11 protein-coding genes are annotated in these 20,498 nt (G+C 57.6%); 7 read left to right on the plus strand and 4 right to left on the minus strand.

Annotated features, from left to right (window positions below; all coding sequences use genetic code 11):
• The first annotated feature begins 39 nt into the window (after positions 1-39).
• The 3 genes from HS103_12540 to HS103_12550 all read left to right on the plus strand — a co-directional run bounded on the left by HS103_12540 (position 40) and on the right by HS103_12550 (position 5,502).
• On the plus strand, positions 40-984 hold the full coding sequence (locus HS103_12540; GenBank protein ID MBE7513627.1) for a dihydrodipicolinate synthase family protein: 945 nt from the start codon (positions 40-42) through the stop codon (positions 982-984).
• Positions 981-2,405, plus strand: coding sequence for an NADH:flavin oxidoreductase (locus HS103_12545; protein MBE7513628.1), 1,425 nt, complete (start codon positions 981-983; stop codon positions 2,403-2,405). The genes HS103_12540 and HS103_12545 overlap by 4 nt, the downstream gene beginning before the upstream one ends.
• 487 nt (positions 2,406-2,892) lie before the next feature.
• Positions 2,893-5,502 carry a tetratricopeptide repeat protein gene (locus HS103_12550; GenBank protein MBE7513629.1) on the plus strand — a complete coding sequence of 870 codons (2,610 nt, stop codon included), beginning with the start codon at positions 2,893-2,895 and terminating at the stop codon, positions 5,500-5,502.
• 44 nt (positions 5,503-5,546) lie between these two features.
• Here HS103_12550 and HS103_12555 read toward each other — a convergent pair whose 3' ends face one another.
• Together HS103_12555 and HS103_12560 are read right to left on the minus strand one after the other, a co-directional pair.
• Positions 5,547-5,849 (minus strand): hypothetical protein, encoded by a 303-nt coding sequence (locus tag HS103_12555; GenBank protein MBE7513630.1) that lies wholly within the window; start codon positions 5,847-5,849, stop codon positions 5,547-5,549.
• A gap of 70 nt (positions 5,850-5,919) precedes the next feature.
• The gene (locus HS103_12560; protein ID MBE7513631.1) at positions 5,920-6,096 is read right to left on the minus strand and encodes a hypothetical protein; all 177 of its coding nucleotides are present in this window, start codon (positions 6,094-6,096) and stop codon (positions 5,920-5,922) included.
• Positions 6,097-6,142: 46 nt separating this feature from the next.
• Here HS103_12560 and HS103_12565 point away from each other — a divergent pair, with 46 nt between their 5' ends.
• On the plus strand, positions 6,143-6,376 hold the full coding sequence (locus HS103_12565) for a hypothetical protein (GenBank protein ID MBE7513632.1): 234 nt from the start codon (positions 6,143-6,145) through the stop codon (positions 6,374-6,376).
• Here HS103_12565 and HS103_12570 read toward each other — a convergent pair.
• The gene (locus HS103_12570) at positions 6,333-7,349 is read right to left on the minus strand and encodes a MerR family transcriptional regulator (GenBank protein MBE7513633.1); all 1,017 of its coding nucleotides are present in this window, start codon (positions 7,347-7,349) and stop codon (positions 6,333-6,335) included. The genes HS103_12565 and HS103_12570 overlap by 44 nt on opposite strands.
• A 316-nt stretch (positions 7,350-7,665) precedes the next feature.
• On the opposite strand from HS103_12570, the gene HS103_12575 reads away from it, so the two are divergent.
• Both HS103_12575 and HS103_12580 read left to right on the plus strand, forming a co-directional pair.
• A complete protein-coding gene (locus HS103_12575) occupies positions 7,666-9,933 on the plus strand; it encodes an excinuclease ABC subunit UvrA (protein MBE7513634.1) in 2,268 nt (755 codons plus the stop codon).
• Positions 9,934-10,069: 136 nt separating this feature from the next.
• Positions 10,070-12,175 carry a serine/threonine protein kinase gene (locus tag HS103_12580; GenBank protein MBE7513635.1) on the plus strand — a complete coding sequence of 702 codons (2,106 nt, stop codon included), beginning with the start codon at positions 10,070-10,072 and terminating at the stop codon, positions 12,173-12,175.
• A 44-nt stretch (positions 12,176-12,219) separates the two neighbouring features.
• Here the strand turns inward: HS103_12580 and HS103_12585 are convergent, their stop codons facing one another.
• Positions 12,220-19,146, minus strand: coding sequence for a PD40 domain-containing protein (locus tag HS103_12585; GenBank protein ID MBE7513636.1), 6,927 nt, complete (start codon positions 19,144-19,146; stop codon positions 12,220-12,222).
• Positions 19,147-19,834: 688 nt separating this feature from the next.
• On the opposite strand from HS103_12585, the gene HS103_12590 reads away from it, so the two are divergent.
• Entirely contained in the window at positions 19,835-20,404 is a 570-nt protein-coding gene (locus HS103_12590; protein ID MBE7513637.1) for a hypothetical protein, read from the plus strand.
• The last annotated feature ends 94 nt before the right edge of the window (positions 20,405-20,498 follow it).

Genomic DNA, 20,498 nt, shown 5'->3' on the forward strand with positions numbered 1-20,498 from the left:
ATTCCCCTCATCAGGCGATTAGGCGATGAGGTAATCCCAATGATCCCACCGCTTCCCTTGCGCCCGCAGCGCACCATCCACAGTATATCCGCCATTCTTCTTCCCTTCACCGCCGAAGGCAGCCCCGATTGGGATGGCTTTGCCGCCCATGTGGAACGTACTGCCGCTGCTGGTCTTGCTCCGGCGGTGAATATGGATACCGGTTTCGGCAACCTGCTTGATCCTGAAACACGGGAGCGAGCGTTGGCGCTCACGGGGCAAATCATGGATGGGCGATTGTTCGTCGCCGGGGCGTTTGTGGGCGATACCCCAGGTGCGGCGTTTGATCTCCCCGCCTATGCGCGGGCGTCTGCTCAGATTGTCCGTCATGGGGGGACGCCAGTGATCCTTCAATCCTATGGGCTAACGGGCGGCACGTCCGAGGCGATCATCGACGCCTACACGCAGATTGGCGCGGCGTGCGGGGCGTTCATCGCCTTTGAATTGGGGACGATGTTCGCTCCCTTCGGCGCGATCTATGATCTGGACACCTACGCCCGCCTTATGGCAATTCCTCAGTGTCAAGGGGCAAAACATTCCTCGCTGCGGCGGGATTTGGAGTGGGCGCGGCTGGCGCTGCGCGATCACCAGCGCCCCGATTTTAAGGTCTACACGGGGAACGACCTTGCCATTGATATGGTGATGTACGGGAGCGATTACCTGCTCGGGCTTAGCACCTTCGCCCCCGATCTATTCGCTCAGCGTGATGCGTGGTGGGCGGCGGGAGATGCCCGCTTTTACGAACTGAACGATCTGTTGCAATACCTCGGCTTTTTCGTTTTTCGTCCACCTGTCCCCGCCTATAAGCACAGCGCGGCACAATTCCTCAAGCTGCGCGGGTGGATCAGCGCGGATCGCACGCACCCACAATCCTCCATGCGCCCCGACAGCGATCTCCCCATACTGCGGGATATACTGTCCCGCTTGGAGGGTTATCAATCATGAGCGACGCCCCACCCCGCTATCCACGCATAGCCCAACTGCACACCGCTGAGGCGTTCCGCGCCCACTGCCAGTCCCTCGGCGTGGCGCTCCCATTTTCCGCCGATCTCACCCCGCTTGGGACGCCCTTCACCGCCGATGGGCTGCCGCTTGGCAACCGTTTTGCGATTTTGCCGATGGAAGGGTGGGACGGCACGGCGGATGGACGCCCTACAGAGTTAACCTTCCGCCGTTGGGAGCGCTTTGGACGTTCCGGCGCGGCGCTCATCTGGGGCGGGGAGGCGGTGGCGGTGCGCCATGATGGGCGGGCGAATCCGAATCAACTTTTGCTGAACGATGCCACTGCTGAGGGCATTGCTCACTTGCGCCAGCGCCTGCTCACCGCCCACGCCGAAGATGAACATAGCGACCCCGCTGCACTCCTCATTGGCTTGCAGTTGACTCATTCGGGGCGCTTTGCCCGCCCGAACGACAAAAAACGCCTTGAGCCTCGCACGCTCTATCGTCACCCCGTGCTGGATGGGAAGTTTGGGATCAGCGACGACGCTCCGCTTTTGAGCGATGAGGAAATCGCCGCCCTTGTGGAGGACATGGTACGCGCCGCCGTCCTTGCCGCGCAGATCGGCTTTCAGTTTGTCGATATTAAACATTGTCACGGCTACTTGGGGCATGAATTCCTCAGCGCGATAGATCGCCCCGGACGGTATGGGGGGAGCTTCGAGAATCGGACGCGCTTTCTGCGGGAAATTGTTAGCGGGATGCGCGCCGCCGCGCCCTCACTGCGGATCGGCGTCCGCCTGAGCGCCTTTGATATGCTCCCCTACAAGCCCGATGCAAATCGCATTGGGACGCCAGAGACAGGCGCACCCTACCGTTATGCCTTTGGCGGCGACGAGAGGGGAGGCATAGCCCTTGCCGAAACGCACGCCTTTCTTGATCTATGCGAATCGCTTGGTGTTCGGCTGATCTGTACGACGGCGGGGAGTCCCTATTACAACCCGCACATCCAGCGTCCGGCGGCGTTTCCCCCTTCGGATGGCTATTTGCCGCCAGAAGACCCGCTGATTGGCGTGGCGCGTCAGATTGGCGTCACCGCCGCACTGAAAGCGGCACATCCGGGGCTGACTTTCGTTGGATCGGGTTATTCCTATTTGCAGGATTGGTTGGCGGCGGTGGGGGCGGGGGCGGTGGCAGCCGGAGGTGTTGATAGCATTGGTTTGGGGCGCATGGCGCTTTCCTACCCCGACTTCCCGCACCATGTCCTTCGTGGTGAATTCCAACGGAAGAAGGTTTGTCGGACGTTCAGCGATTGCACCACCGCGCCGCGTCAGGGGATGGTATCGGGGTGCTACCCACTTGATCCGTTTTACAAAGCACGTCCAGAGTACGCCCTTTTGCAAGCGATGAAAAAGGAGAAGGGCTAGGTTGTGTTGACGTTTTTGGTTCAGAACCCTTATCTCCCCCGCCCCCTTTTCCCATACACAGGGGAAGGGGGAGAATGCCTTCCCCCTCTCCGCTCACGGGGAGGGGGAAGGGATGGGGTTGTTGGGTCAATCTATCTCTACTTATTTGTGTGGTGGAGTACTAAGTACAACCACATTGAAAAGGCGGGATGACGCATGATCCCGCCGCTAAAGCAGTGGACTGAAAGCAGCCACCCCTTCGGGGTTTAAAAGGCATATCCGTATGGGCTTTTCCGTTGCCCCCACCCCAAAGGGTTTTTGTTTGTACTTAGAACAACCCTTATCCTTCCGCCACCTACAGCGCTGCGCAAGAGCGCAGAGGTGGGGGCTGCCCTAAGGTCTACCCATAATTTACTGATAGACAGGTAGACATGGTATACTTCCCTCCAAATCCCCATTTGAGGGGTCATTTCATCAGACGCCTACCCACATCTGAATCTGAGGAAATATGCCGGACGATCAACTTTCCGAAATGCTTCAGCAAGGGATTGAACTCGCCAAAGCGGGAAATTCCGAACCGGCACGCACATTGCTGCGTGAGGTTGTCCGCCTTGACCCCACCAATGAAAAAGGATGGATGTGGCTGACGAGCGTCGTTGAGACGGATCAAGAGCGCCTTTTTTGCTTGCGCAAAATCCTTGAGATCAATCCGAACAACGCGAACGCCCAGCGCGGCATCCAAAAGATTGAAAGCGCCCTTGCCACCCGCCAACCTCCCCCTCCGCCGCCTGCTGCTGGCTCTGGAATCCGCCGTTTGGGTGAGTCCCCCCCCACCGAGCGCCCTAGTGGAGGAATCCGAAAACTGCGCCCGACGAGCGAGCAGCCCGCCGTCCCACCGCCGAGCAGCGGCGGGCAGCCCGCACCCGTCCGCCAGACGCAAGAGATGGACAATTATCTCAGCCAATTGGGGGGCAGCGCTGAAGCCGCCCGTCAGGGGCAGCCGCGCAGCAGTGGGCGCTTTCCCACGCCTGGGCAGCCCAAATCAGGACGGCTCAGCGGTCCGCAGCCACCCATCCCCATTGCTGATGAGCGCCTGCTGAGCAGCGTCCTCCCCCACGTTGATAATGTCATGGGCGGCTATCGGGATATTCCCGCCGCCGATCTTGGCGTGCAGTGGGTGAAAAAAGCGCGTCGCCGTGCCGGAGAAGCCAGCGAAGCCGCCCTTCGGCTGCGCGTTGGGGGCGTGGCACTTGTCGGGCTATTCGTCCTTATCGGGGCGGCATTGTTCATCATCAACCAGCTTGGCGGGGGGGCGATCATCGCCTTTTTGAACACCGCCACGCCGACGCATACCGCCACCTATACGCCCACCGCCACACCCGGGCTGACCAATACGCCTTCGCCAACACCACGTGTGCCATCTGCCCCCACCGAAACGCCCGCGTATCCGGCGGGAAGCCTGTTCAATCGCACGCCCACTGCCGTCTACCCCGATGGTCCGCGCAGCCGCAACATGAGCGATGGGCTGAAATTCTTGGGCGTAGGAGACTATGCCGCCGCCCTCGAATCGCTAGAGGGGGCGCGGAAGGAAAACGAACTTGCCAAAAACGAGGATTACTACGAAGTCCTCTACCATATGACACAGGCGTACATTGGGTTGGGGCAGGCGGATCGAGCGCTGACCCTTCTTCAGGCGGACGAAGCGCCTAATTCCCCCGCGTTCCGGGCGGCACGTGCCTCGGTCTACTATGCCCTCGGTGAGATGGATCGAGCGATTTCCGACGCGAACGCCACCCTGCGTGATGATCCACGTTTCATGGGCGCATCCGTCATTTTCGCCCGCGCCCAGAGCGCCCGAACAAACTTTGCGGCGGCGCGGGATACGCTGAACAGGGCGCTTGGGCTTGACCCGACGAATACCCTCCTTCGGGTGGAGCTTGCCCGCGTTCAATTGGCGGCGGGCAACCCCGCCGGAGCGCTCAACGAGACGCAAACGGTCATTTTCCTTGACCCGATCAACCGTGAAGCATTTCTCACCCGCAACGAGGCGCTCCTTGCCCTTGCCGCCGCCGAGACAAACCGCGACGCCCGAATTCAGGGCTATGGCACTGCCGTCCTCGGTGCGCAAGAATACTTGCTCTACTATCCGGGCGATCCATTGGGTTGGTATCAGCTTGGCGTGGCACGCGCGGGTGAGGGGAATATTGACCTTGCCCTTGATGCCTATGCGCAGGCGGTTTCTGGTAATGAAACCTCGCCTATCGCTGGTGAGGTGTTCTTGGCACGCGGACGCCTTCTCGCCAGCGTGGGACGCTATGCCGAAGCCCGCGCCGTTCTAGACAAAGCGAACGCCGTCACCGAGACGAACGAAGGGCGCACCCTCCATCTGGAGGCATCATTGGCGGTGGATGATTATGTCGCTGCCCTCGATGATGTGGAGTTCCTCGCCCGCCAGACGCCCAATGACCGCAGTCTTCTCATCCAGAGGCTGGATATTCTCGTCCGTGCCTACCTTGCCAAGACGATTGACGCTGCGCAGTTCCGTGCCGAAAGCGCCACCGTCACCGAGGATTACCTTGCCTCGCTGACGACGACGGATCGGGCGATTGCTCGTCTGTATCGCGGCGCACTACGCTACGAGGCGGGCGATTTCTCCGCCGCGCTCAACGATCTGAACGAAGTGCTTACGACTCGTCAATCGCCAGAGGGCTATTATTACCGCGCTCGCACACTGGATGCGCTAAATCGCCCCAAAGAAGCTCTCTTGGATTATGAGTGGATCGCCTTTTGGGGGAGCGTGCGGAATCTCGCCTATCTTGATGAGGTACGGGATCGTTTGGGAGAGGTGCGGGCAGCACTACCACCCTCGACGGCGACGAACTCGCCCACCCCTACGCGGACGCCGACGAACACCCCCACGCCAACGAACACACCCCTTCCGACGCGGACGCCTATCCCAACGCGGACGCCCATCCCCACACGGACACCTGTCCCAACGCGGACACCCCGTCCGACTCTGACGCCAACCTCAACGCGGACACCAATCCCCACCCTGACATCCACCCCGACGCGGACGCCTAGCCCCACGCGGACGCCCTCGGCAACGCCGCGCAGTTGAGGCGGGCTAGGGGGAAAGGGGTAGCCCGACGGTTAACCGTCGGGCTAAGGGCCCCCGCTGCATTCCTTGCACACCCATGCACCGCCATATTCATCGGGCGCTTCGCAGTTTATGGGGAGTCCGTTACGGGGGTTCACGCCGTTCCACCATGGACGGCGTGAGGGGTAAATCGACTGTGGGTGAACAGTCATTTTCAGGCGGCAATCGCGGTAGAGCGCCTCTTGTAAGGCAGAAGCTTGTTCCCGTTGCCAATGGGGAAGATAGACATTCACATAGAGCCATGTCACTAGCCACAGCGCCCACACACCTAAGATCACCAGCAGGGCTAAATGAAGTTCCCCACGCACGGAATACTTTCTCAATGCTCACCTCACCGAGGGCGTCCATCGCTGTTCGCCACCTTCACTAGCTGGCTGCTCAACGGGGGATACGCGGCAGTTGGTCGGGAAGTTCAATGCCCCTTGGGAAGGTTGGCGTGGGGTAAGATGGGGCAGGCGGCAGCAGCGCCACCGAGAGCAGTAACGAGACAATCACGGCGATTAGTGCTACCACGCCCAACAAGATAGTTTGACCCCTAGCCCGTTCAGCCGCCATCTTCCTTGCATCCCCTACAGCATTTTTCAAGGAGATTGACCCCTTAGTGGTTGACAGCCCTGCTTATCACGATATACTTATCGATGGGCTAGGCGGTGGTGATCTAAGAGGTAAACGAGCGACGCCCGCCCTTCTTGTAAGAAGGCTGGTTGCAGCCCAACCAGTGAGGGTACTGCAATATGCTCTACGCTATGCCATCCTCACCCTACACCGTCGCCTGACGCCAAAGCATTGGGCTAAGCATGACTTCCCTTCGGGTCCTCTCCGCCATTGGCGGTAGCGCCGTTCACCCGCCCACCCCGTAAAAGAGTCCCCACCAGCGAAACGGCTTGACGGGGGTCTGTCCCTAGATAGTGTCCTGGGATAGCATCGCGCAGGGCGTTGTTGTAATCGAATGCCCGCCCTCCGTAACAGAAAATGGGGACGGGAGTGCCGCCTTGTTCCAACCCCCTTTGGACATTTCGCAGGGCAGCGGCGGAGGTTTCATTGTTGGCGCTTAGGCATACAAGGGCAGGGCGTTCGCTAATTGCCGTCTGGACAAAATCATCGGCGGGGACATCTTGCCCCAAGTAGATCACATTGTACCCGCTTTGGCGCAGCATAAGCGCAAAGATGAGCGCCCCGATCTCATGGTGTTCGCCAGGGGCGCAGCCGACCATGATCATGGGCATATCATGATGGTGGGGGTAAACGCGGAACAACCCGTACAACCGCCCCCGTAGGTAGGTGGACGCGAAATGCTCGGTGCTGATGCTGATCTGCCCATTGTGCATCGCCTCCCCGATCTCAATTAGGGTGGGGACGATGATCTCCATACACACTGTTGTCAGGGTATAGATGGCAAATGCTTGTTCAATAATGTCATCGGCACGTTCGCTGTCCAGCCCCGTAAGCGCCTCATAGAGCGGCATGATGAAGCGCATGGGGGGCGTTGGGGCATCTGGCGTTGGGGAAAAGGTGGCATCCTCCTCCGCCTCAACCCAGAGCGCATCGCTTGTCGTCTGGACGCCCTCCAACATGGCGACGACGCGGCTGATGGTCATCCCTTCGTCCATCTGACGGCGCACCCAACGCAAAAGCGCCACATCCCGATCCGAATACAAGCGATAGCCGCTGGCGGTTCGTTTTGGTTCAACAAGGGTGTAACGCCGTTCCCAAGCGCGGAGCGTGGCGGCGGAAATCCCCGTCTGTTGTTCCACCGCCTTCATATTGTAAAGGGGGTCGTCACTATAGTCCGTTAGCCGTTTCCGCATTCCAGTGCTACCCCGTTCATGATTTGTTCTGCCTTTGTAGAGTTATGTGGAGATTGTAGGGGGGATGGGTATATACTGTCAAGCGAGGGGAACTTCAAGGTAGCGCACCCTCCACCCCACCCGCCACTTGCATTGTTTCCCGATTCGTCATATCCTTGAAGGGAAAGACCACTAGGTTCTGCTTATCTCGCAGTTGGCAGCTTCCTTAGAGGTCTTTTTTTCGTCCTTCCCACCATTTGGAAAGGCTTCGTCGTAGGCATCCACCCCACTCCATCTCGAACTGCAAAACAACTTGAGGAGAGCTACTGTGTCCACTATGTCCCCCGACTATCAGGGCTATATTGACATTCGCGGCGCACGCGAAAACAACCTCAAAAACGTCTCATTACGCATACCCAAACACCGCATCACCATCTTTACGGGCGTCTCCGGCTCTGGGAAATCCTCGCTGGTCTTTGATACGATTGCCGCCGAAGCCCGCCGCCAACTGAACGAAACCTTCAGCACTTTTGTACGGAACTTCCTCCCCCGTTATGCGCAGCCCGATGCTGATGCCATTGAAAATCTGAGCATGGCGATTGTCGTTGACCAAAAGCGACTGGGGGGCGGGTCGCACTCAACGGTAGGGACGATCACCGACATTTATTCGTTTCTGCGCCTGTTGTTCTCGCGGGTGGGGCAGCCCGCCATTGGCAGCGCCTTGTACTTCTCCTTCAATTCACCCTTTGGTATGTGTCCCAATTGCAACGGTCTTGGGCGCAAAATTGGTGTGGACATGGACGCCTTTCTGGATCGCTCAAAATCGCTCAACGAAGGGGCGGTTTTATTTCCAGAGTATGCGGTGAACTCGTGGGGCTGGAGCATGTTGACGACCTTGGGGCTGTTTGACAACGATAAAAAGTTGGCAGATTACAGCGAGGAGGACATGGCGCGGCTGCTCTACAGCGAGCCGTACAAAGTGAAGTCGCAGATCGCGGGCAAGGCGATCAACCTCACCTTTCAGGGATTGATCACCCAGTTCAACCGCAAATACATAGACCGCGATTTGAAATCGCTCTCGGAGCGGACGCAAAAATCGGTAGAGCCGTTCATGACCTTCGGTCCGTGCTCGCTCTGCAAGGGGACGCGGCTGAGTCCGGCGGCGCTGTCGTCTAAGATCAAAGGCTACAGCATCGCTGCTCTCTCTCAAATGGAAGTGGGTGATTTGGTCGGGGTGCTGCGCACCTTTGACGACCCGACTGCCGCACCGATGATTGAGACATTGACACAGCGCTTGCAGCACATGATTGATATTGGGCTTGAGTACCTGAGCCTTGACCGCGAAACGGATACGCTCTCTGGTGGAGAATCGCAGCGGATTAAAATGGTGAAGCACCTCGGCAGCAGTTTGGTGGACGTGATTTATGTCTTTGACGAACCAAGCATCGGGATGCACCCGCGTGATGTCCACCGCCTGAACGAACTGCTCCAAAAGCTGCGCGATAAGGGGAATACGGTCATTGTCGTTGAACATGACCGCGATGTGATTAAGGTTGCCGATCATGTCGTCGATGTCGGTCCCCATGCGGGGAATCGCGGCGGCGAGGTTGTCTTTGAAGGTAGTTTCAGCGATCTGCTCCACGCCGAGACGCTGACCGGACGCTATCTGAAGGAATCCATGCCCATCAAGGGCACCGTTCGCACGGCAAAGGGGGCGCTGCCCATTCGCAACGCTACCCTGCACAACCTCCAAAATGTCAGCGTGGACATCCCCAAAGGCGTGTTGACTGTCGTGACGGGGGTGGCGGGTTCAGGGAAAAGCTCGCTGATCAACCAGACCTTTGTCCGCCAGCACCCCGATGCAGTGGTCATTGACCAATCGGCGGTAGGCACAAACAGCCGCTCCAACCCCGCCACCTACACGGGCATCATGGATGATGTGCGGAAGGCATTTGCCACCGCCAACAAAGTCAGCCCATCCCTGTTCAGTTTCAACTCCAAAGGCGCGTGTGAGAACTGTCAGGGGTTGGGCGTCACCTACACCGATCTTGCCTATCTGGATGAAGTGAAACTGCCCTGCGAGGTGTGCGGCGGCAAACGCTTCAAAGATGAGGTATTGGCGTACAGGCTGCACGGCAAATCGATCAGCGATGTGTTGGCAATGTCGGTGAGCGAGGCGCTGACGGTTTTTACCTCCAAAGAGGGGAAAGAGATCGTCAAGCGGCTGCAAGCCCTCAGCGATGTGGGGCTTGGCTATCTGACCTTAGGGCAGCCGCTCAGCACGCTTTCTGGCGGAGAATGTCAGCGCATCAAATTAGCCAGCGAACTACATAAGAAGGGCAGCATCTATGTGATGGATGAGCCAACCACTGGGCTTCACATGTCCGACATCAGCCACTTGCTCGCCATCATGAACCGGTTGGTTGATGCGGGCAATACGGTGGTAGTGATCGAACACAATCTAGAGGTGATCAAAAACGCCGATTGGATCATCGATATGGGTCCAGAAGGCGGCAGCAAAGGCGGGAGAGTGATCTTCGAGGGGACGCCGGAGCAGCTTCTTCGGGCAACGGATTCGCTCACCAGCGCCTACTTGCAGCAGTAACGGCAGGTGTAATGGGGCGGGGATGATCTCGATCATCCCCGTCTCTGGCAGACACCGAGCCGATGCATCTCCCAAACCAAAAATCAGCGTATCATACATAAGGAGTCATGACAGCGGCAAAGGGATACAGTTCATCATGAACATGCTTGATACGGCACATCCCCCCAACAACACAACAGGCAGCACTCCTACGAAACGCCTTACCCTGACTACAGAGAGCATCCGCCACCGGTTGGTTGGCTACCCACGCCGCCTTGCGCGGATGCTGTGGGGGGCGGCTATCGTCTACGGGTTGACTTTATTCGTCGTTTCGATCCCCTTCCATTTTCAAGAACTGCTCACCATTCAGCCCTACCCAAGCCGTGCCTTCTATTTAATCACCCAAACCGAATACAGTGCGCTTGCCACCCTAAACATTCCGCCGCTTGCCTATGCTGTGTGGCTGGATGTGTTCGCCCTCCTGCTGTTGGGGGGCTATGTCGGTTTGGGGCTGTTGATCTTCGCCCGCCGCTCCGATAACGGCTTAGCCGTCTTTACCTCGATCACCCTGATTTGGATCGGGATCACTTACAATAACTCAATTTCTTCCCTTGCTGCACTTGTTCCGATGTTCAACCTCCCCACCCTCATTATCCAAATGGGGGGGCTGATTCTGGCGGTGATCAATCTTTACATTCTCCCCGATGGGCGCTTTGTCTTTCGCTGGACGCGGAACGTCGTCACCCTCTGGACAGTGTGGGAGTTCACCACCACCCTTTTCCTAGAGCTTGGCGATCCGCTTAAGTTGAATGTCGTTCTCATGCGGCTAAAAATGCTCTTTATGATGCTTATCATCCTCATCGGGTTGGCATCGCAGTTTTACCGCTATCGTCGCTTGGCAGATGAGCGCGAAAAACAGCAGATTCGATGGGTGTTGATCGGCTTGTTCATTGGGATTGTTGGCTTCGTTGTCTACATTCTCCCGCAGTACCTCGCCCCGAATATTCAGCAAGGGACGGGACGTATTCTGTTCAACATGGTAGGCGTCCCACTGTTTATCGCCCTGCCCGGACTGATGATTCCAGTCACGATAGGCATGGCGATCCAGCGCCACCGACTGATGGGTGTCGAACGCATCGTCAATCGGGCGCTGATCCTAACCACCCTGACGGGTGTTCTCGGCTTGATCTATGTAGCAGCGGTGCTGATCTTGCAAGCGGGCTTTCAGACGGTCACGGGAGGACAGCAATCCCCGCTGGCGATCACCCTGACAACGCTCTTGATCGCGGCGCTCTTTACCCCCCTTCGGCGGCGCATAGAGCGCATCGTGACAAATCAATTTATCATTCGCGAACGGCTCGGAAAGCGCTCGACAACGCTCATCAACGCCGGCGGGGGGGCAGCCTATTCGCCCGATTTGGGCAGCGGGCGGCTGACAGGGCGGCGCTTGGGGATGTATGAGGTGGAAGGGTTAATTGGTCAAGGCGGCATGGCAGAGGTCTACCGCGCCCGCCATGTGACCCTTAAGCGCGAGGCGGCAATTAAGGCGCTCTCGCCAACCTTGGCAGCCGATAGCGACTTTCGTCGTCGTTTTGAGCGCGAAGCGCAGACAATTGCCGCGCTGCAACACCCTAACATTGTCCAAGTCTTTGATTATGGGCAAGAGGAGGGGGCATTTTACATGGCGATGGCGTTCATCAGCGGGGACACCCTGAACGCCTATTTGAACGCGAATGGGCGAATGTCTCTCCCCACAGCCTTAATTCCACTGCGCGATCTCGCCTCCGCCCTAGATTATGCGCACGGACAAGGGGTGATCCACCGCGACGTGAAACCCTCCAACGTGATGCTCTCGCCCACCACGCAGGGCGTCTCACCCTTTCCCTATCGTGCTATTCTGACGGATTTTGGCTTGGCGCGGATGGTGGCGGGGGCAGCGGCGAACACCCATACGGGCGTTTTGGGAACACTCAGCTACATTGCCCCCGAACAGATCAGCGATGCCAAGACCGCCACCTATCTGATGGATGTTTACGCCCTCGGTGTCGTCGCCTATCAAATGCTGACAGGACGTGTCCCTTTCAGCGGCGAGAACGTTGGGGAAGTTCTCATGGCGCACCTCGGACGTGTCGCCCCAGACCCGCGTGAGTTTGCCCCTGATCTTCCGCCAGAGGCGGCGCTGGCGCTGCTGCAAGCGCTGCGCAAAGACCCCACCGAACGCTATCACTCGGCGGGGGCATTTATCGAAGCGCTGGCTGGTTAGGGGGCGGTCATCTTTAGCCCCGCGCCCCTCTGCTCTATAGCCCTTTAGCGCCCCGTCACCTGCGCAAAGGCGATTTTTGTACGTCCGGCGGCGGGCATCTTATCGTTTGCCCCTGTCCCGCTGATCGGTAGGATTTTCACGTTCCGCCCCCCACCGAGCGCAAGGCTCAGGCGGTACAAGCCTGGTCTGCCCTCCCGATCACTGGCGAAGATCAGCGTCCCGTCCGCTGCCCATGTGGGCGATTCGTCGCGGTAGGTGTCGTTCGTCAGACGGGTGATGGTCTCCCCGTTGGCGGTCATCACATAGAGTTCCGGCGACGCGCCGCCGCTGAAGGCGATCCCCGCCCCGTCTGGCGACCAGGTGGGATGCTGTGCGGCATAGCCCTTCGTCAGTTGGGTAAGCCCTGTCCCGTTGGCATTCATCACAAACACATCTAGGACGCCGTTCACCCCCGCTACATAGACAATTCGTTTCCCATCGGGGCTGAAGGCAGGCTGTTGGGCATCGGCGCCGCCGCCAAGCGCGACGACATTCGAGCCATCGGTGTTCATCACATAGAGGCTCAGCCCGCCGCCGCCCCGTGTGGAGGCAAAGACGATCCGCGTTCCATCGGGCGACCACGCTGGATGCAGGTCTGCCCCGCCGTGCATCGTCACCCGCCGCTGATTCGATCCATCGGCGTTCATCACATAAATTTCAGGATTGCCATGGCGCAGAGCGACAAAGGCGATCCGCGCCCCATCGGGCGACCATGCCGGATGCAGATCCTCGGTGGGGTCGTTCGTCAGCCGCATGCGCCCCGATCCGTTCTGGTTCGCTGCGTAAATGTCGCCTGTTGCCCCGCTGACCCGCACAGCAGGGGAAGCGATCCCCGTGTTGTTGCTCGGATTGGGGTCGTGCGGCAGCGCCGTGCTGCTGGCAACGGCGTGCAAGGTCATGCCCGCCGGAGCGGTAGCGCTCACCGTGATCGTCACCGTGTCAATCCGCCCGCGTAGGAAGGAACGCCCCCCATAGTCACAGGTGACGCTATGCGTCGTCTCATTATAAGTGCAAACGCCGCCCGCCGCGCTCACTGCGCTGAGGAAGGCGACTCCCTCTGGCAAGCGCGAAGTGACCTTCAAGCCGACGACATCGCCCCGCCCCCCGTTCGATAGATTCAGGCTGTAGGTGAACGTCTCGCCCACCGCCACCGTCCGCGTGCTGACGGCGTGCGTCAGGCTCACATCGGCGGGGGTGTTCACAACGGCATTGCCAATGGTCACTGGAATCGGACCCCCATACCGGGAGGTGGCGGGACCAGTGATGTCTGAATAGACAAGGTGGGTGATCGTCATCGTGCCAGCCGCCTCGCGGCGCACGGTGAAGCCCTGCGGAGTTGCCCAATTAGAACGTGTGTAACTGTTCAACAGAGGGTTGATTTGGATCACGCCTGTTCCGCTGATCCCCCCCACTTCCAAGCGGATTGTCTCCGGGTAATTGGGGAGGACATTGTTCAGAATCATACCGGGCGGCGCGGTGAGGGCGAGGGTATACGTCCCCTGTTGGTAGATCGTCGGCAGATTCAGCGTTGGCATCCCGCTCGGCGCGATGACCGCCCCGGGATCGTAGACAAACACTTGTTGGGAGGGATAGCCCGCCCCTGTCGAGTAGTTCGGTGAACTACTAGCGATGATTGCCACTGGGACGTAGAACATCTCCGCGCCAGCGGGGTCACCCGTATTATCTGGCGCATGAAGGTTCACGGCGCGGGGGATGTTCCAATTGGCGCTGGTAAAAACGTAACTGCGCGTACTTGCCGTCGTAAAGACCGGGTACGTTTGGACGACGAACTGCAAGCGTGCCGGATTGCTGGAGGAGACGAATACTGTCACCGTCTCCGCGCCGGTGAGTGGCACTGGCAGCCGCAGCAAGAAGCGATCCCCGATGGTTGCCCCCTCAGCAAGCAGATGTCCCTGATCGAGGAAGATCGTTGAAGGATCGGTGCTGTCCACGATCAGCGGGTAGCCCACACAGGGCGAAAACTCTGAGGTGTTGCCTGTGGCGTCAATGGCAATCGCTGTGAAGTAGCGGTAGCCCTGAGTGTTTGAGGTGGGGATACCCAACCAGTTGGCATTCCCGCTCCCATCAGTGGTGGTGGTCAACGCGCCGAGGTATACCTCGCCTTCGCCGTTCCCGCTCATATCGCAGGCGGCGTTCGCATAGCCTTCGATGCGGAAAGTCATGCTAGGTGTGCTGTTCAGTGTCCCACCCATGAAGTCGCTGCCAAAGGTGGGGTTGATCAGGGGGAAGTTTTGCCCCTCATTTGGTCCGTTGTCGGGGTCGCCCGTGTCGTTGGCAGTCACACCGTTGAGGGCAAGATCAATACCGAGATCAGCGGCGGTTGTCCCATTGCTGAAGATGCTGTTTTGGGAGATGCGGTTTGAATCGGAGGTTGTACTTCCCAGAAAGACACCATCTTGCCCGTTAAAAGCGATCCGATTCCCCTCGTTCGCCTCTCCCGCACTGGCATCGCCGTTCGCCCCGATCACATTGCCATTGCTGCTAACAACAACCGCCACCCCCATGAAGGTGTTCCCAAAGCCTGCTCCAAACGTCCCATCGGGGCGCGTTCCGATGTAGTTTCCAGCAAGGCGGTTGTTCGTGGTGGCGCTATCTTGAAACTGCACGCCATAGCCCGCATTGCCAGAGATCACATTGCGTTCAACATCGTCGCGGATGTTATCGCCGTTCGTCCCCACAAGGGTGTTCGTCGCCCCATCCCCGATAAAGACGCCCCAATAGTTGGGGATAACCCCCGTTCCGGCGGGGTTCACCCCGATCCAGTTCCCTTGTACGATGTTCCCTGAAACGCCCGTTCCAGAAATGCGCACGCCAACGCCGAAACTCGCCTCGTGTCCCACAATGACGTTCCGTTCTAGGGCATCGCTGACGCCATCGCTGTTCGTTCCAATAAGGTTGTTATCGGCGCCGTCAGTGATCCAAATGCCCAAGGTTGTCCCGCCATCCGCTGTGCCGCTGGCATCTGTGCCGATCCAGTTTCCGGCGATCCGGTTGGTGTTCCCCCCAGTCGAAATATAAATGCCCGGATTGCCCGTCGCGTAGTTGGCAAGGATATTCCCCTCTACCGCGTCGCCGTTCCCATCGCCGTTTGTCCCAATGATGTTCGATGTTCCGGTGATGAGAATGTTGTTGACTTGGGTGAATGATCCCAGTGTGCCGCTGGCGGTCAGCCCGATGTAATTGCCAGCCACAATGCTGCCCGTGTTGGCAAGGCGGATCGCATTATCGTCGTTGCCGGAGATTACATTGCGCTCCAGCGCATCGCTGATTCCATCCCCATTCGTCCCGATCTGATGCCCTGGTCCAGAAGTGATCGAGATACCCACAAGATTCCCCACATCGCTTGTGCCGTTGACCCCAACGCCAATGTAGTTGCCGCGCACAAAGTTGGCAATGGAAGAAGGAATCACGATTCCAGCGGTTGTGTTCCCACTGATCACATTGCGCTCAAGGTGATCGTTCATCCCATCGCCATCGACGCCGATGATTGTCCCGATCATGCTAAAATTGAGGTCGATCCCTACGCTGTTGGGTAAGGCAGTATTCCCCGTTGCATCTGTCCCAATGAAATTGCAAGCAATATGGATGCTCCCCGTGTTCTCCAGGCGAATCCCGTTGGTGAAGCCCCCGATGACAAAGCCGCGAATGAAGCTCCCTAAACTGCTGCTCGTCAGGCGCAGCCCGTTCGTGATTGCCGCCCCGTTGGTAAGGACGATGCGCGGAGTGTCGGGGCAGCTTGCCCCCGCTTGGCTTGCCGCGTCAAGGATCGTCTGTTGGCTGACGGCGGGAAGTGCCGTCGCTAAGGTAATGGTGCAAACACCGCCCACCCCTGTGCAGCCGGGGTCGGTGGCGCCGGGGATATTGAACAAAATCCGCGAGTGATTCGTGTTTGCGTTGGCATTCGTAATCGCCTCACGGAGGCTGCCCGCGCCGGAATCGTTTGTGTTGACAACGGTGAAGGTGTCCCCAATGTAGGTGGCGCAGGCGGAGAATTCAGAGGTGTTCCCCACAACGGAGGCACCCCCACTCGCCTGAATCGCCGTCAAGGTGTAGTACGGTTCGTCATGGTTGATCGGCACTTGGATGTTAAAACTGACATTCCCTGTGGCATCGGTTGACACAACGATGCTGTTGCGAAAGGTCTGCCCTTCGCCATTGCCAGAGGTATCACAAGCAGCGCTGCTGAAGTACTCTATGCGGAAGCTCGTAGACGCCAGCGAGTTCAACGTAGCGCTGATCGTGACCTGATCCAGCGAGAGCGTTGTTATACCTGTGATCACCGGATAGTTTTGTAGGTTGTTTGGTCCGCTGTCGGGATCACCCAGATCATTGGCATTCACGCCATCGATTCCCAAAAGGTCGATGCCCATGTGCGTGGCGAGGGTACCGTTGTTGTAGATGCTGTTGCGGGAAATCCGGTTCGCTAGGAGTCCGCTCATGGCTATCCCATCGGCACTGTTTCCGGCAATGATGTTGCCTTCCACAGCATCCCGCACATTATCGCCATTCGATCCAATCCTGGCACTTGAGGTAGCACTGATGAATATCCCCTCGGCGTTGGGAATCGCCGCTGTGACCAGCGCATTCATCCCGATGATGTTGCCTGCCACTATGGTGAAGGGCGACGCATTGATAAAAATTCCGCGAATGGTGTTCCCCGAGATCAGGTTTCCTTCAAGGGCATCACTGACCCCATCGGCATTTGTCCCAACGAGGACATTCGTTGAACTGCTTTGGACGCTAATGCCTCTGGCGTTGCTCAGTGCCGCCAATCCAGTCACATTCACCCCAATGTAATTTCCCCGAAGCTGGGTTTGGTTGGCAGTATTGACAATGACACCGGTATCGCTGTTTCCTGAAATCAGGTTGCGCTCTAAAACATCGCTCAGCCCATCCCCATTCGTGCCGACGAGGTTTTCTGTGCCAAGATCGATGTGGATACCATGCATGTTGGGGATAGCGGCTGTCCCCGCCGCGTTTGTCCCAATGTAATTCCCCGCGATTCTGTTCCGGTTATTTCCTGCGTTGTTTAGAAAAATCCCAGTGATGACCTGCCCAGAGATGAGGTTGCGCTCATTGGCGTCGTTTACACCATCCCCATCCGTACCAATGATGTTTCCTGACGCCCCACTAAACAACATAATCCCGTAGCGGTTGCCGTTCGCTGCTGTCCCTGCGGCATTCGTGCCAATGAAGTTGCATTGAATCTTCATATTATCGGCACTATCAAGGAAGATTCCTCGTGCGCCGGGGGCAAACGAACTATCGGTGAAGCCGCCAATCACTAAGCCGCGTACTTCGCTTGTACTAGCAAGGCTCAAGAAGCGCAGCGCTTGATCATTCGTGGCGTTCCCCTGAATCACGATGCGTAAATTATTTGGGCAGCTTGCCCCCGGCTGCGTCGTCCCATCAATGATCACCGGACGGATCAGGTTGGGCAGTTCGGTGGGGGGAGTGATTGTGCAAATTCCACCCGGACAGCCAGCAATGTTGAAGGCAATCGTATCCTTCCCCGGCTGGACGTTCGCATCGGTGATCGCTTGGCGCAGGCTGCCCGCCCCCGAATCATTCGTGTTTGTCACGGTAAACGTCTGCGGGGTGAAATCGGCACAGGACGAAAACTCGCTCGTGTCGCCCGTCACTGTATTCGTCGCCGTCATGGTGATGACGGGCATTCCAAGGGGGACAACCAGCCCGCTAAAGCTCCCCGATATTTCGCCCCCGCCCGGTATAGCGAACATCTGCGAAGTGACAAAGAACTGTCCTTCGCCATTGCCCGTCCCGTCGCATGCGCCACTGGCAAAGACCTCAATGCGCATCGTTGAGGAAGGCGTTGTCCGCAGGCTGAAATTGAGCGTGCGCCCCATATCGTAGCCATAGATCGTTGTCGGGTAATTTTGGAGTCCGTTCGCGCCACTATCAGAATCATAGGGAGGGGTTATCGAATCATTGGCGGTCACGCCGTTGTCGGCAAGATCGATCCCCATCCCCCCATTGCCATAGATGCTGTTCCGGTGGATTCGGTTGCCCGTTGAGGCGGCAGCCGCAATCACCACGCCGTTCCCCGTATTCCCCGCAATAATGTTCCCCTCAACCGCATCATTTAGGCTGTCGTAATTCGACCCAATGGTATTTCCCGACGCGGTGGCGACGTAAACGCCATAGACATTGCCGCGATAGCCCGCGCCGCTGCCCATCAAGCCGATGTAATTGCCTTGAATCCGATTGCCCGTCGTGCTACCAAAGCCATCATCGATGTAAACGCCCGCGTCAAGATTGCCGGAAAGGGTGTTGCGTTCGGCGCTGTCGTTGACCCCATCGCTGTTTGTGCCGATGATGTTGTTCGTTGCCCCGTTGATCAGCGCAATGCCGCGATAATTCGGATTCACCGCGGATCCATTGTTGAGCAGTCCCACGAAATTACATTCGATGCGGCTGTCATCTGCGCCTGTGAGGGCGATTCCGGCAGCGGGGGAGACATCAAACCCGGTGATAGACAGCCCCCGGATAAGGCTGTTGTCCGCCGTCTCGGTGAGTTCGATCCCAAAGGCGCTGTCCGTGACGCCATCCACCGCCCGAATTTCGATTTTCGGCGCGGCGGGGCAGGCGGCGCCGGGCTGCGTCGTCCCATCAAAGGTGATCGTCTCCGTAATCGGCGGCAGGGGCGCAGAAGTCACCTGAATGACACACACCCCGCCCAGACAGGCGGGAATGTTGAAATCGATCACATCGGCGCCGGCGTTGCTGTTCGCATCCAAAATCGCTTGCCGCAGGCTGCCCGCACCGGAATCGTTTGTATTCGTCACCGTATAGGTTGCCGCCCGCGCTCTTTGATGCGGCGACGCACTCAAAAAGAGCATGAGAACGATGATGATCAAAACAAAACGGATGGATCGATGCAGGGGATACATAAGAAAATACTCCGGTGCGCCACAAGAACGAAGTGTTACGTGTGGTAGACATGGTATACCTAATATATATATATACTATAAAACTAAAAAAGGTCGGTAAATCAATTGTCAATAACATGTCGAGGTTTACTACCGATACGTTGGGGGGGTAGGGCGCGGACGCGCCCTGGGGCGTCCCTACGGGGGTGCCGGGGAGTGGGAGGCGGGGAGGCGCGGGGCTAAAGCCCGCGTGCTGAAAGCAGATTGTTCGTCTTTCCCTGTTTTCAGCCCCGCCCTTTAGGGCTTGTTCGGGAACGAGTAGCGCGTCAGAAAGATTTCTAAAAAAACCTCTATCCCCCGCCTTCTTTCCCTGCAAACGGGGAAAGAGGGGGAACAAAACCTCTCCCTTTACGGAGAGGGGCAAGGGGTGGGGTTTTGAAATGACTTTAGGACTTATGCTGTTGAACGTGTTTACCCTAGTATTCATCGAAAGGGGAAGTTTTTGGGGGCTTCCCCTTCAAAAACTCTTTTCCCCCTTCTCCCTGAGGGAGAAGGGGGTAGGGGGATGAGGGCAACTGCGTAATGTCTAGACTTGTATAAAATACTATACCAATGCTCTATAAATTAGCCGCGAAAGGTCTAAAGCGGTTGACGTGATATCTAAATCATCCTATGATGAAAGTGAGTTCACACATCGAAAGGGGTCACTATGAAGCGCGTTGGTATTATTTTTTTCTTTGTTGTTGCCCTTGTCTTCAGCGGCGCGGCACAACCAGCCAAAGCCCTTGATAATGCCACCGTCAATCTCACTTGCAACAGCGCTTATGTTGCCCTCAGCGGGATTAACTTTGGAGCATATTTTGTTTCCTATGTGTACAATGCGGAAACTTTTGCCCTGCTTGGTTTTAGTACCGTCTTCTACGATCCCTATAGCGATCCCCTTTTGGATGTTCAATACGATTTCAACCAAGTCCCTGAAGGGACACCGCTCTTGACCATCCTCATTGCTGAAGATTACATCGATTTCTTCTTCAGCTTTCGGGAAGAAGCCTGCGAATCCCTCCCCGAAGGCGTGCCGTCGGGCTTCCAACTGCGGTACATTACCTGTTCAACGGGCATTTACAGTTCCTCGGGTGGCGAGCTTGTCCCTGATGAGGCGCTGCTTGAAGGGCAAACATGGTATGTTGACCCCACCAGCGAGGGCGGCTACAACGCCGTCTATATTAGCGGCTCTATTGCCTATGTGAAGTCTAGCTGCGTGGGCGTTCCTGTCAGCTAAGCACCCATCGGCTGGAACAATCCAAACGAACAAACGCCCCAACAGAAGTAGATTGGGGCATTTGTTATTCACCTCTGATCTCTGTTTTTAGTCC

It is taken from the genome of Anaerolineales bacterium (assembly GCA_015075625.1).
Classification (GTDB): domain Bacteria; phylum Chloroflexota; class Anaerolineae; order Aggregatilineales; family UBA2796; genus UBA2796.

Bases quoted from the DNA above. Each gene is read 5' to 3' on its own strand.
- HS103_12550 (MBE7513629.1), top strand. From the start codon at position 2,893: ATGCCGGACGATCAACTTTCCGAAATGCTTCAGCAAGGGATTGAACTC.
- HS103_12590 (MBE7513637.1), top strand. From the start codon at position 19,835: ATGAAGCGCGTTGGTATTATTTTTTTCTTTGTTGTTGCCCTTGTCTTC.
- HS103_12575 (MBE7513634.1), top strand. From the start codon at position 7,666: ATGTCCCCCGACTATCAGGGCTATATTGACATTCGCGGCGCACGCGAA.
- HS103_12585 (MBE7513636.1), bottom strand. From the start codon at position 19,146: ATGTATCCCCTGCATCGATCCATCCGTTTTGTTTTGATCATCATCGTT.
- HS103_12580 (MBE7513635.1), top strand. From the start codon at position 10,070: ATGAACATGCTTGATACGGCACATCCCCCCAACAACACAACAGGCAGC.
- HS103_12560 (MBE7513631.1), bottom strand. From the start codon at position 6,096: ATGGCGGCTGAACGGGCTAGGGGTCAAACTATCTTGTTGGGCGTGGTA.
- HS103_12570 (MBE7513633.1), bottom strand. From the start codon at position 7,349: ATGCGGAAACGGCTAACGGACTATAGTGACGACCCCCTTTACAATATG.
- HS103_12540 (MBE7513627.1), top strand. From the start codon at position 40: ATGATCCCACCGCTTCCCTTGCGCCCGCAGCGCACCATCCACAGTATA.
- HS103_12545 (MBE7513628.1), top strand. From the start codon at position 981: ATGAGCGACGCCCCACCCCGCTATCCACGCATAGCCCAACTGCACACC.